We start from the raw sequence: 11,761 nt of genomic DNA, 5'->3' as shown, positions 1-11,761 counted from the left end.
CCGGACACTACGGCTGTCCTGAACGACAATCAGGAGGACCTCGCATGGCCTACCGAAACGAGCTGGTCATCGACGACCGGTCGCAGGGTGTCTTCCGCGTGCACCGGTCATCGATGACTTCCGAGCAGGTTTTCGCCGACGAACAGGCACGCATCTTCCAGCGGTGCTGGCTCTATGTCGGACACGAGTCGGAAGTCGCCAAGCCCGGTGACTACGTCCGGCGCTGGGTCGCCGGCCGGCCGGTGATCTTCCTCCGGGACAGCGCGGGCACCGTCCGGGTGCACTTCAACACCTGCACCCACCGCGGCGCGACCCTGTGCCGGGAGGAATCCGGGAACACGCGCGTGTTCCAGTGCTTCTACCACGCATGGAGCTTCGACACGAGGGGGCGGCTCGTGGTCACCCCGGGCGCGGACGCCTACGGCCCCGGGTTCGACAAGGCCGACTACGGTCTGCGCGGCCCGGCCCGGGTCGAGGAATACCGGGGACTGTACTTCCTCAACTACGACGAGCACGCCGTGGACCTGCGTACCTACCTGGGCGCCACGCTGGAGTACCTCGATCTCGTGCTGGACCAGGCGGACGAGGGCATGCGCGTGGTGGGCGGTACCCACCGCTACAGCGTCGGCTCGAACTGGAAGCTGATGGTGGAGAACAGCATCGACGGCTACCACGCCCCGACGGTGCACGCGACCTACATCGACTTCGTCAAGGACAGCGGCGGTGGCCAGAACCCGGCCGCCCTGGGCACCGGCGGCGGACTCGACCTCGGCAACGGGCACGCCGTCATCGAGAGCCAGGCGGCCTGGGCCAGGCCGATCGCCTACTGGGAGCCGTTCTTCGGTGAGCAGGCCCGCCCGGAGATCGAGGCCAAACGGGCCGACCTGATCAACCGCTACGGGGCGGAACGCGGTCGGCGGATGGCCGAGACCTTCCGCAACCTGCTGATCTTCCCCAATCTGATCATCAATGACGTGGCCGCCATCACCATCCGCCGCGTCGAGCCCGTGGCCCCGGACCGGGTCTCAGTGGAGGCGTGGGCTCTGGCTCCCGCCGAGGAGACCGAAGGAAGCGCCGCGCTGCAGCGCCGCCTGGACAGCTTCCTGACCTTTCTGGGCCCCGGCGGGTTCGCCAGTCCGGACGATGTCGAGGCCCTGGAGTCCTGCCAGCAGGGCTACGCCGCGCAGCCCGACGTGGAGTGGAGCGACATCTCGCGCGGCATGACGAGGGTCCCCAAGCCCGATGACGAGTTGCAGATCCGCACGTTCTGGCGGGCCTGGGCGTCGCAACTGGACGGTGCCGGGTTTCCAGAACAGATCGTCGACGTCGAGGCACCGCAGGTCAGCACCCCGGCGGCGCGGTCATGACCGCCACAGTGCCGACCGGCACCGCCCTGCGCGCCCAGATCGAGGACTTCCTCTACGCTGAAGCCGCCCTGCTCGATGAGTGGCGGCTCGACGACTGGCTGGCCCTGCTCACCCCGGACGCGCGCTACGAGGTGCCCAGCACCGACCGGCCCGACGGCCGCCCGGACACCACCCTGATGCTCATCTCGGACACCAGGTCGATGATCGGCGCGCGGGTCAAGCGGCTCAACAGCCGCAAGGCGCACCGCGAGTTCCCGTGGTCGCGCACCCGGCGCATCGTCGGGAACGTGCGGGTGCTCGCCGTCCTGCCCTCCGGCGAGCTCCAGGTCGGGGCAAATTTCGCGGTCTATCGTACGCGCGGCGCCCAGACCCATTGCTACGTCGGGCAGTACCGCTACCGCCTGCTCCCGGACGGGGACTCCTTCCTGATCGCGTTCCGCCGCGCCGAACTCGATCAGGAGACCCTCGACGAGCACGGCTCGTTGAGCATCATCCTCTAGCGACGAACGGACGAACGTTATGGACCGCCGCCTGGCCGAAAGCCGCGAGTCGCTACGTTTCAGGATCGACGCGACCCGCTGTGACGGCCAGGGCGTCTGCGTGCTCATCGCCCCCGAGTTGTTCGCCCTAGACCGGTACGGGATCGCCTATGTGGTCCCAGGATCGGAGCGCCTGGCCGCCGAGGACCCGGACGTCCGGGCGCGGGGCCTCGAAGCCGACGCGATGTGCCCGCGCAACGCGATCTTCGAGGCACCCCTGCCGCCAGCGCGACCGGCACCGGTGGCCGCACCTCCCACCTCCGTCGCGGCGCCGTCGCGACTGCTGCTCGACGCACCGGAGTCGGTGCCGGACTGGCAGCGACGCGGCGGCTGGGCCCACCACGACCGCGATGCTCTGCTCGACCTGGTCGAACGAGCCGGGATCCGCGGGCACGGCGGCGCGGCGTTCTCCACCGCGGCCAAATGGCGGCGAGTGGCCGGAGCCGAGCGATCGATCGTCGTGGTCAACGGGGCCGAACGCGAACCCGGCACGATGAAGGACCGGCACCTTCTCACCCACCGGCCCGGGCTCGTACTCGACGGGATACGGCTCGCGATGCGGGCCGTCGGCGCGACCGAAGCCATCGCCGCCGTCGATGAGGACGCGATCGCCGAGCACGACGCGCTGACGGCGGCGATCACCGAGGCGACCGAACTCGGTCTCCTCGACGGCTACGAGATCCGCACCCACAAGGTGCCCACCAGCTACGTCGCGGGTGAGGAGACCGCGCTGATCAGCCTCCTCAGCGGTGGACCCGCCGTGCCCCGGCTGCGGCCGCCGTTCCCCAGCGACTCGGGCGTGTTCGGCCGCCCGACCCTCGTGCAGAACGTGGAGACCCTGGCCCAGGTCGCGCTGGCCGCGGCACTGGGCGCCGACGAGTTCCGCGCCGCCGGCACCGAGGAGGCACCGGGCACCGGCCTGTTCTCCGTTGGCCCGTTCGGCGGGCCCTATCACGTCGTCGAGCGCCCCTACGGCTACGCCCTACGTGATCTGCTCGCCGAGACCGGGCTGGCCGAGGGCGCCCGTGCGGTGCTCGTCGGCGGCTACGCGGGCGGTCTCCTCACCCCGGATGCCCTCGACATCGCGCTGACCCCGGCCGCGCTCGCCGCCGCCGGAGCATCGCTGGGCACCAAGTCGGTCCAGGTGATCGGCGCGGACCGCTGCCCGGTGGGGGTGGCGGCCGAGATCGTCGGCTATTTCGCGGCCGAGACGGCCGACCAGTGCCCGCCCTGCTCCCGCGGGCTGCCGGACATGGCCGGGTTGCTGCGCGGCCTGGAGACCGGGACCGGCGGGCCCGAGGCGGTAGCCGAACTTGACCTGTTCATGAGCACGCTGTTCGACCGTGGGGTGTGCCGCTTGCCCGACGGGGCCGCGCGGCTGGCGCTGTCGCTGCTCAGGAATTTCGCCGAGGTGACCCGGGCGCACACCACCGACGGCTGCCCAATCCGATGACCGGCGTGCCACCTCCGCGCTGACTGATTCCCCGATTTGAGGAGTTCCGTGGCCACCATCGCCCCTGAAGTCGACGTCCTGCTCGTGGTCGACATGCAGAACAGCTTCTGCCATCCCAAAGGCGCCATGTACGACGTGCTGGGCGCGCCGCTGTACGACATCGCCCGCGTCGTCGACGCCAATGCCGCGGTCGTCTCCGCCGCACGGACGGCCGGTATCCCCGTCGTCTTCACCCGCCAGCAGTACTATCGCGGTTTCGCCGATTTCGGCCCGCTGTTCCCCCACGGACCACTCCTCAACGATCGGTCCGTCGAGGCTCCCAAAAGAAAAAACTCAACGAGGGCCGGGTGCCTACTTCTCCCTGTAGGTCCCGAACTCATCGATCCTCCGAAAGGTCCGATTGCCTTCACCCCTTGGGATCAAGGTCCCGTACCAAGATGACTCATTGGAAAGTGGAAATGGCGGCGAAAACCACCTTGCCCCTCCATCTCCAGGCTGTCGCCCCTCCGGCTGGAACGAGGGAGGCGGGAAGACCTGTTGGCCACGGACCCACCGCCGTATCCTTTCCGGGCATGACCTTCCGTGGCACGCCCCGGCCGCACCCACGCTGGCACCATGCGCAGACCGAGCTGGACGACTTCGCGATTGTCAGCTACCGGGTGCCCACCGATGCGCTCGCCCGGCACCTGCCCACCGGGTTCACCCCAATGAGATTGGCCTTCGATGACGGCCAAGGCGCTCTTGTCTCTGCCGTCGTCTTCCGGGACCGGGACTTTCATTTCCGGTTCTGCCCACCGGCGGCTATCACATGTGGACAAATCAACTACCGCGCCTATGTCACCGCGTACGGCGAGCCAGGTGTGTGGTTCTTCGGTACCAGCCTGGATCACCCCGTGGTCGCGATCCCGCGGCACCTGTGGGGCATGCCCTGGAGTCGCGACCGCATCCGCATCGAGGCCGAGTGGAACGGCACCCCGGCGCGCTGGCGGCTGAACGCCGGGGGCGCCGCCTGCGAGGCGGCCGAGCTCCCCGAGCCTCCCACGTGGCTGGACGGTTTCACCGGCGAGTCGCACTGGATGGAACTGCTCACCCATCCCACTAAGGGCTGGTACCGGCGCCGAAACGAGCGGGTGGGCACCTACAGCATCTGGCACCCGCCGATGCGCCCGCGGCATTTCGCGGCCGTCTCCGCGAGTTTCCCGGTTTTCGAGCGCCTTGGCTTGATCACTTCGGAGATGCCGCCGCACTCGGTCCTGATCCAGCCCCGGCTGCATTTCGACATCCACACCCCGCCCCGCCGCTTCCGCCCGTCCAGTTGAGGTATGAGAGGACCGGCGGTTCCACCTTCACGTGCGGATAGTTGCTGCGCCGAGCGCCCTCCCCCTGTCCCCATCCCCTCGGCGGATAGCTATCCCGGTGATCAGGCTGCCCACCGCTTGCACCCCGGCTCCCAGGCGTTGATACCTGGCGGATACACGGCTGAGCGCGCACGGATACCCAGCGGATGCGGAGCGGAGGAAAGCGGCCTCCAGAGTGGCCACGGCGCCGCGAGGGCGGCGCGATTCCACCGTGGAGGAGTCCTCGATCTTCGTCGGGCCGCGCCCTCGCCGCTTTCGCGGGTCGAGTCCTACCTGCCCTCCACAGGCGTTTTACCTCTCCGCCAGCCCGGCGGCGAGGATGTTCTTCGCAGCGTTGACGTCGCGGTCGTGGACGGCGCCGCAGGCGCACTCCCACGACCGGACGTTCAACGGCATGGACCGCTGAACGGCGCCGCAGGCGGAACAGAGCTTCGAGGAGGGGAACCACCGGTCCGCGACCCGCAGTTCCCGCCCGTACCACCGCGCTTTGTACTCCAGCATGCTGCGCAGTTCCCGCCAGGAGGCGTCGGAGACGGCTCTGCGCCCCTGTTCCCCCAGCTCATTCCGCCAAAGTCGACAGCGCGGGTTCGCTTATCTCGGATGGGTACGGCATGGGCGATGGCCATGGATCGGGTTTCAGGCTTTCGGGTCATTCTGGTGGCTCTTCGAAGCCAATGGAACGCATCGTCCCGCGAGCCACGTACCGACGGCATCGACGTAACCGCTGGGCGTCTCCAAGCGCACGACCGACCTCCCAGGCGTTGTGGCTGTGACACTACTACTCGGGACGATCGATCGCGTGCCGGAACAGGCGGGAACCACGGTCACTCAGGGGGCATCACCGGGACTCGACCCGCCCTGACCCGCCCCCTGTTTTCCCGGCTCAGAGAGGACGCGGCGCGGGCTGTGCCTCTTTCAGCGTCTGCGTACCGCTCGAAGTCGACCAGACCCAACTCCCCGTTCATCGGCCGAGGTCCGGTGCCACGATTTGGCAATACCTACCAAAAACCCCCAAGAGGGCATCCAGCCGGCCCCGCGCGGAGCGGCCGATCGCTGAGCACGGCGGCACCGGAACGGTCCCGTCGATGGGACCTATGGACCGGCCAACGAAGGACGTAAGTCCCTGTGCCGCGAGTATCGGCCCCGGCAAGGGTGGAAAGGAGAACACTTCCTGGGAGGTGGGTCTGATGTCTCAGGCCAAACCCAGTACGGTTCCGGCATCCGGGGAAACGCATCCGCTTGAGGTCGAACTGAACCTTCTCAAGGCCCGGGTCAGCAGGATCGAGAAGCAGATCCAAGTGTTGGCCGAGGCCAATCTGGCCCTCGCGCGGGGCATGGAGGCAGGCCCCATGGAGGAGTCCGGGCAGACGCATCCCGAGCAGGCCGCGCGGCTCGCTCACGAACTGTTACTCGCCGCCGGCCTCGTCAAGGGCGGGGGGTGACACGCCTCCACCGCGACGGGCTCACGGCGGCCACCCCGATGCGTCAGGTGGAGACATGACGCGATACGACACGTCCACGAGACTCATCCAGGAGACGCCCTTCCGGTTCCGGATCGACCGGCACGAGCACATGACGGTCCCCGGGATCGTGTTCGCCTCCGGCGGCCTGCTTCCCGAAGAGGGGTGATTCGTTTCCGCGCCGGATACGTGCCGGAAGGCGCTGATCGGAACTGTCGGCGGTGTGGTCACACGGTGCGCAGGAAGCCTTCGAGGATCTCGTGGAAGATGTCCGGGCGCTCCATGTTGGGGTAGTGGGCGGTCCCGTCGACCGAGATCGCGCGGCCGTTGGCAACGGTGCGGACGAGGCGTTCGAGGCGTTCGGCCATGCCGATGTGGTCGGGCGAGTCGATGGCGCCGTTGATGGCCAGCACGGGAACGTCGATCTTGGCGGCGCGGTCCCAGGTGTCGCGCACCGGGACGAGCCGGTTGGGTTCGTCGCCGGTGTGCTTGGACATGGTGCCCCGGGCCATCCTGCGCAGGCGGCTCACAACCTCGGGGTCGAGATCGTCGAGGGTGCGGTGCGGGCCCGCGGCGAAGAGCGTGACCGCCTCGACCGAGGCATCAAGATCACCAGCGGCCATCGCCGAGTGCCACACGGCCATGGCCCGGGTGGTCCAGGGGTCGGTGAAATACGGCTCGCTGGTCCCGGCGCCGCTGACGACCACGGCGCTGACCAGTTCCGGGTGCTCAAGCGCCGTGTCGACCGCGACGCTTGCCCCCATCAGTTCCTCCCGAGGGGACTGTCGCCTTCAGACGACGGGGGAATCGGGAGCGGGAGGACCGCCAAGGCCCGAGCGTGCAGTGACCCGTCTGGCTTACGCATCAGCGTTCTCCGTTCGTCGCCACAGTAGATGCGCGGAACTATTGCAATGATCGTGTGACTCGTCAGGTGCGCACCTCCCCCGGCGCGGCGTACGACCTCGGATACCACGTGGTGTGGTGCCCAAAGTACCGCCGCCCCGTTCTGGGCGGCCGGGTGAAGACCCGCACGGTGCGGCGCTACATCGAGACTCAGTACGAGCGCACCCCCACAAGCGGGGGTGCGCGTGCGTAGGTCGTTTAAGTTCCCGCTGCGCCCCACCGCCCACCAGGTCATCGCGCTCACCGCGTGCCTGGACGATCACCGCGCCCTCTACAACGCCGCGTTGGAACACCGCCGCACCGCCTACGCCAAAGCGGTGGTGAGCATCAAGTACGGCGACCAGTCGGCCGACCTCAAGCACATCCGCGCCGATGACGCCGACGGTCAGGGTCGGTGGTCGTTCTCCTCCCAGCAGGCCACCCTGCGCCGCCTGGACAAGGCGTTCGCCGCATTCTTCGCCCGCCTCAAGGCCGGGCGCACCCCGGGCTTTCCCCGCTTCAAGGGCAAGGGGCGCTTCGACACCGTCGAGTGGCCCAAAGACGGCGACGGCTGCCGCTGGGACTCCCAGCCCGAACACCCGTCCGCGACGTTCGTACGTCTCCGGGGCATCGGACACCTCCGCGTCCACCGGCACCGTGCCGTTCGCGGCATGGTGAAAACGGTCGGCGTGAAACGGGAGGGTTCCCGCTGGTACGTGATCTTGTCGTGTGACGACGTGCCCGCCGAACCGCTGCCCGCGACCGGCGCGGTCGTCGGCATCGACCTGGGCGTGGCGTCGCCGGTGACGACCTCCGACGGTGAGCACCTGGACAACCCGCGCCATCTGGCCGCGTCCGCTGACCGGCTCGCCGCCGCCCAGCAAGACTTGGCGCGTAAGAAGCGGGGCTCTATGCGGCGCCGTAAGGCGGTGGCCCGGGTCGCCGCCCCGCATGATCAACGACGCTGCCGCGCGACACCTGGTCGAGTTCGTCCCCAACCCGGCGCACAAGAGGTCCTCCCTCATCCAGTTAACCGAGGAGGGCCAGGCCGCCATCACCGCCGTGATCGACCGCGAGCGCGCGGTGCTGCGCCAGGTCGGCGGCGACCTGACCGACACCGAGGTCGCCGCCTGCGTCCAGGTGCTCTCGCGCCTCCTCCAACTCCTCGACAACGTCGACATGGATTAAGCCCGGGCCGGTGCGAACGTTGGAATTCGAGTTGGCCGCTGTCAACTGTGCGGTCGAACTCCGCGAAACCGGCCCGGCGGAGGTCGGCGGGTGGGGGTGATCCCGCGAGGACGGGTCACATCTCGGTGGTCCGGGCGGCTTGTTCGGCGGTCTGCCGGATTCGTTCGATCTGCGCCTCGGTGACGTTGAGGGTGCCGAATTCCCTGACCGCCTGGTAGTAGGTCCAGGCGAGGCCGTTGCAGGTGTTTCTGGGGATGCTGGAATATCCCGCGCAGACCTGCTTCATATCGAAGTAGAACGCGTCGTCGATGCGCGCCTTGTTCGCCGGGAACCGGCTCACCGCCTTGTAGTTGCGGTAGCCGAAGTCATGCCGTCGGCACGGCGTTCTGAAGTCGAAGCCGAGCGGCTGATCGGGGCTGCCCGAACAGAGGTCGGTCGACCAGTTGAAGGCGTAGTCCGCCCAGCCCGCCTGGTTCTGCCACGCAGCGCGCCAACCGGCGGCGCTGGACGCGGTGGGCTGAGTGAAACCGGAAAGTGCGGCGAGCTTTTGCTCCAGTGTCACCGCGTAGGCGGGCAGCGTTAATCCGAGTAATGCAACGAGGGAGAGGGCGGCGGCTGCGAGGGATCGTTTGACCATGGGGCTCTGCCTTTGTCTGGGGGATGCCTCTCACGGCAGGTTTCTGCCACCGCCTAACAATGAAACGAAATAACCTGATGCGCCGGAACGGATCTTCGTCAAGATCGGCATGGGTGTTCGTAAACGATCGCTCTTTACAGGAATTACAACATCTTGTAATGGCGCGTTTTGAAAGGCCGAATCACGAGAGTGGGCCCCTGTTCGCGGTGGTCCGGGGGTAGTCGGCGACCCGCTCCCCCAGGTCACCGAGACTCGGCACCGGAGCGGACGGCCATCACAGCCGTCCCCACCGGCCCGTCCATTTCGGCAGGGAGGGTTCGCGTCCCGGAGGAGACGCTGCCGGTGAGTGTGTTACCGCCCGGGTATCGCAACCCGGTCCAGCGCCCCTCCGCGTCAGTAGATCTTGCCCGGTCCGGCCGCGGTGGCCGTCAGCAGATCCCGTACGAGGCCGAGATCGATCTTTTCCGGCTTGCGGAAGCGCAGGCAGCCCTTGCCCATGTCCTGCCCGGCCAGACGCTGTTCGTAGGCCGCGCGGATGTCGCTGCGCATGAGATAGAAGGAGATGTACTGCTTCTGGCTTGCGAAGGCGATTTCAACGACGCCGTCCCGCTCGTATGCGGGCATTCCATACGCCATGACCTCGGTGAAGCCCTTGAGTTCCGTACGGCACAGTTCGCGTAGGTCGGTCAGGACCGCCCTACGCTCGTCGGGCACCTCGGCGAGGTAACCGTCCACGTTTTCCGCATTGCTTTGCACCATGGGCAAAGCGTATGTCGTTTTTAAGCACGATTTTGTGGTAATCGCGGATCGCACGGGCACAGCAGGCGACATCGACACGATGTGCCCTGTCCGAAGCGCGGACGTCGCCCGCTTCGACCTCGTCCGTGAGCCGCCTCAGATCCATGCCGGGAGGGTAGAGGCAGGTCCGACAACCACTTTCCGGCGGACCTCCCGGAAGATGGCCGCCGCCATCCCGCAACTCCACAAATATCAGCTGAATACCGTAGAAAGTCTCAACACCACCAGAATTCTTCGTGGCGGACCGGTGCCCGCGTGGCGCGCGGCATTTACCGCCCTGCCCTCCGCCGCTGAATTAAGGTGACATTGCCCGCATCACGTGATCAACCCGTGACAGGGGGCGATCACCCCCTCAGGCCATGAAAGCCAAGGTCGAGGAGGGATTCATGTCCCGCGGACACGCCGTCACCACGGGATGCGTTCCGGCGGTCACCGCGCTTGCCCCGGCAGCAAGGGTGACACGCTCGATGATCTTCATTGACGGACGGCACACCATCGGGAGCCGGAAAGCCGTGCGCCGGTGACCGCGGCGATCCTGGCCGTGCTCACCGCCGCATGCAACGCCCTCTCATCGGTGCTGCAGCGGCGCGCGGCGCGAACCGCGCCGCAGAGCCGCGTGTTCAAGCTGGCACTGATCGGATACCTGATCCGGCAACCCTCATGGCTGGGCGGCATCGGCGCGCTCATCGCCGGCTTCCTGCTGCAGGCGGCCGCGCTGAACTTCGGTGCCCTCGCTCTCGTACAGCCGATTCTCGTCACCGAGCTGCCCTTCACGATGATCCTCGTCTCGTGGATGTTCCGGGTCCGGCTGGGCCGGGAGTCGTGGCTGGCCATCGGCATCCTGACCATCGGGCTGGCCGTCTTCCTCGTCTCCGCCGATCCGGGACAGAGCGGAACCCGGTCCCCGACCATGGACCTCTGGCTGATCACCGTGGTCGTGACGGTCGGCGTCGCCGCCGGTCTGATCTCGATGGCGAAGACCCACAGCGGCGCGTCCCGGGGGGCGCTACTGGGGATCACCTCCGCCCTGGGATTCGCCTTCACCGCCGCTCTGATCAAGGAGAACACCAAGATCTTCGCCGCGGAGGACGCCGGCATCCTGACCAGCTGGGCGTTCTACGCCATGATCGTGGCCGGCCTGTTCAGCGTCTTCGTGCTGCAGAGCGCGCTGAGCAGCGCGCCCCTGGTGGTCGTGCAGCCGACGCTCAACATCGCCGATCCCGTGGCCAGCATCGTGTACGGCGTCGCGCTGTTCGGCGAGAGCATCCGGCTGGGCTGGTGGGTCGTCCCGGAGCTCATCGGCGTGGGGTTGATCTTCTACGGCAGCATCCTGCTGAGCCGGTCGCCGCTCATCAAGTAAGAACCTCGCGGAGATGAGAAAGGACTCCGCGGGTGGGAAGGCGAACAGGGCGGCTCCCCTGGCGATCTGCCGCTCCCGTTCCGCGCCGGGTCCGAACCGGTCCAGCGCGGCGAGCAGTTCCCCCGCGTCACCCGCGTACACGCTCAGCCCGGCTCGCGCCATGGCCCGCGCACCGTCCCTGCCGTGGCCGGGAATCGGCCGATAGGAGATGACCGGCACTCCGGCGGCCATCGCCTCCCGGCAGGTCAGGCCCGCCGCGTTGTCCACCAGCGCGTACGCGGCGGCCATCAGGTCCGGCATGTCATCGCACCAGCCGAGGGCGACACCGGCATGCCGCAGCAGACGGCGCAGCTCGCGGTTGTGCCCGCAGAGGATGACGGGCAGATATCGTCCCGAACGCGCCAGGACGCGAGCCGTCTCCCTGACCCCTCCCACCCCCCAGGCACCGGCCGAGACGAGGACCAGCCGATCCCCGGCACGGGCACCGATCCGGGAACGCACCGGCGCCGTGCCGACCCCCGACCGCCGGACCCCCGACCGCCGGACCCCCGACCACCGGACCCCGGACCACCGGAACTCCGACCGCCTGCCCCCCGCCCGCCGAAACTCCGGGCGTACGAGGGGGGCGTGGCAGAACGCCGGGCGGCCGGTCGCGGCGTGGACGGCGCGAGCGGTCGCCTGATCCGAGCAGAGATACCGGTCGTTGCCAGGATGCAACC

Annotated in this window: 15 protein-coding genes and 2 pseudogenes; 12 read left to right on the top strand and 5 right to left on the bottom strand. The window is 68.1% G+C overall.

The features are described 5' to 3' along the window. The first annotated feature begins 44 nt into the window (after positions 1-44). The 5 genes from OG884_RS20560 (at position 45) to OG884_RS20540 (ending at position 4,678) form a co-directional block, all read left to right on the top strand. Positions 45-1,367, top strand: coding sequence for an aromatic ring-hydroxylating oxygenase subunit alpha (locus OG884_RS20560; RefSeq protein WP_326635228.1), 1,323 nt, complete (start codon positions 45-47; stop codon positions 1,365-1,367). Continuing rightward, entirely contained in the window at positions 1,364-1,867 is a 504-nt protein-coding gene (locus tag OG884_RS20555; protein ID WP_326635226.1) for an aromatic-ring-hydroxylating dioxygenase subunit beta, read from the top strand. Before OG884_RS20560 ends, OG884_RS20555 begins: the two co-directional genes overlap by 4 nt. A 19-nt stretch (positions 1,868-1,886) precedes the next feature. Next, entirely contained in the window at positions 1,887-3,359 is a 1,473-nt protein-coding gene (locus OG884_RS20550; RefSeq protein ID WP_326635225.1) for an NADH-ubiquinone oxidoreductase-F iron-sulfur binding region domain-containing protein, read from the top strand. Between the two features lie 48 nt (positions 3,360-3,407). Beyond that, entirely contained in the window at positions 3,408-3,800 is a 393-nt protein-coding gene (locus OG884_RS20545) for an isochorismatase family protein (RefSeq protein WP_326635224.1), read from the top strand. A 131-nt stretch (positions 3,801-3,931) separates the two neighbouring features. Further along, positions 3,932-4,678: a DUF2071 domain-containing protein gene (locus OG884_RS20540; protein WP_326635222.1), complete on the top strand. Its 747-nt coding sequence runs from the start codon at positions 3,932-3,934 to the stop codon at positions 4,676-4,678. 330 nt (positions 4,679-5,008) lie between these two features. Here OG884_RS20540 and OG884_RS20535 read toward each other — a convergent pair whose 3' ends face one another. Next, positions 5,009-5,275: an RNA-guided endonuclease TnpB family protein gene (locus tag OG884_RS20535; RefSeq protein ID WP_442811731.1), complete on the bottom strand. Its 267-nt coding sequence runs from the start codon at positions 5,273-5,275 to the stop codon at positions 5,009-5,011. 629 nt (positions 5,276-5,904) lie between these two features. Between OG884_RS20535 and OG884_RS20530 the strand changes: the two genes are divergently transcribed. Together OG884_RS20530 and OG884_RS20525 are read left to right on the top strand one after the other, a co-directional pair. Further along, entirely contained in the window at positions 5,905-6,159 is a 255-nt protein-coding gene (locus tag OG884_RS20530; RefSeq protein ID WP_326635220.1) for a hypothetical protein, read from the top strand. A 55-nt stretch (positions 6,160-6,214) separates the two neighbouring features. Then, entirely contained in the window at positions 6,215-6,346 is a 132-nt protein-coding gene (locus OG884_RS20525; RefSeq protein ID WP_326635218.1) for a hypothetical protein, read from the top strand. A gap of 58 nt (positions 6,347-6,404) precedes the next feature. Here OG884_RS20525 and OG884_RS20520 read toward each other — a convergent pair whose 3' ends face one another. Then, positions 6,405-6,941, bottom strand: coding sequence for an alpha/beta fold hydrolase (locus OG884_RS20520; RefSeq protein WP_326635216.1), 537 nt, complete (start codon positions 6,939-6,941; stop codon positions 6,405-6,407). A 167-nt stretch (positions 6,942-7,108) separates the two neighbouring features. Here OG884_RS20520 and OG884_RS37545 point away from each other — a divergent pair. From OG884_RS37545 to OG884_RS20505, 3 genes and pseudogenes are all read left to right on the top strand, one after another. Beyond that, positions 7,109-7,207, top strand: a pseudogene (locus tag OG884_RS37545) (transposase); the annotation flags it as partial. 52 nt (positions 7,208-7,259) lie between these two features. Next, positions 7,260-7,970, top strand: a pseudogene (locus OG884_RS20510) (RNA-guided endonuclease InsQ/TnpB family protein); the annotation flags it as partial. A gap of 40 nt (positions 7,971-8,010) precedes the next feature. Then, positions 8,011-8,247 (top strand): MarR family winged helix-turn-helix transcriptional regulator, encoded by a 237-nt coding sequence (locus tag OG884_RS20505; protein WP_326647114.1) that lies wholly within the window; start codon positions 8,011-8,013, stop codon positions 8,245-8,247. Positions 8,248-8,362: 115 nt separating this feature from the next. Here the strand turns inward: OG884_RS20505 and OG884_RS20500 are convergent, their stop codons facing one another. The 3 genes from OG884_RS20500 to OG884_RS20490 all read right to left on the bottom strand — a co-directional run bounded on the left by OG884_RS20500 (position 8,363) and on the right by OG884_RS20490 (position 10,160). Next, the gene (locus tag OG884_RS20500; protein WP_326635215.1) at positions 8,363-8,884 is read right to left on the bottom strand and encodes a phospholipase; all 522 of its coding nucleotides are present in this window, start codon (positions 8,882-8,884) and stop codon (positions 8,363-8,365) included. Between the two features lie 393 nt (positions 8,885-9,277). After that, positions 9,278-9,643, bottom strand: a complete 366-nt coding sequence (locus OG884_RS20495) for an iron chaperone (protein WP_326635213.1) — start codon at positions 9,641-9,643, stop codon at positions 9,278-9,280. 391 nt (positions 9,644-10,034) lie between these two features. Further along, on the bottom strand, positions 10,035-10,160 hold the full coding sequence (locus OG884_RS20490) for a hypothetical protein (protein ID WP_326635211.1): 126 nt from the start codon (positions 10,158-10,160) through the stop codon (positions 10,035-10,037). Positions 10,161-10,202: 42 nt separating this feature from the next. Between OG884_RS20490 and OG884_RS20485 the strand changes: the two genes are divergently transcribed. Together OG884_RS20485 and OG884_RS20480 are read left to right on the top strand one after the other, a co-directional pair. Further along, a complete protein-coding gene (locus OG884_RS20485) occupies positions 10,203-11,042 on the top strand; it encodes a DMT family transporter (protein WP_326635209.1) in 840 nt (279 codons plus the stop codon). A gap of 208 nt (positions 11,043-11,250) precedes the next feature. Then, on the top strand, positions 11,251-11,724 hold the full coding sequence (locus tag OG884_RS20480) for a hypothetical protein (protein ID WP_326647113.1): 474 nt from the start codon (positions 11,251-11,253) through the stop codon (positions 11,722-11,724). The last annotated feature ends 37 nt before the right edge of the window (positions 11,725-11,761 follow it).

Source organism: Streptosporangium sp. NBC_01755 (assembly GCF_035917995.1).
Classification (GTDB): Bacteria; Actinomycetota; Actinomycetes; order Streptosporangiales; family Streptosporangiaceae; genus Streptosporangium.
The sequence above is the reverse complement of the archived record's forward strand: the minus strand, read 5'-3'. Positions and strand labels throughout refer to the sequence as shown.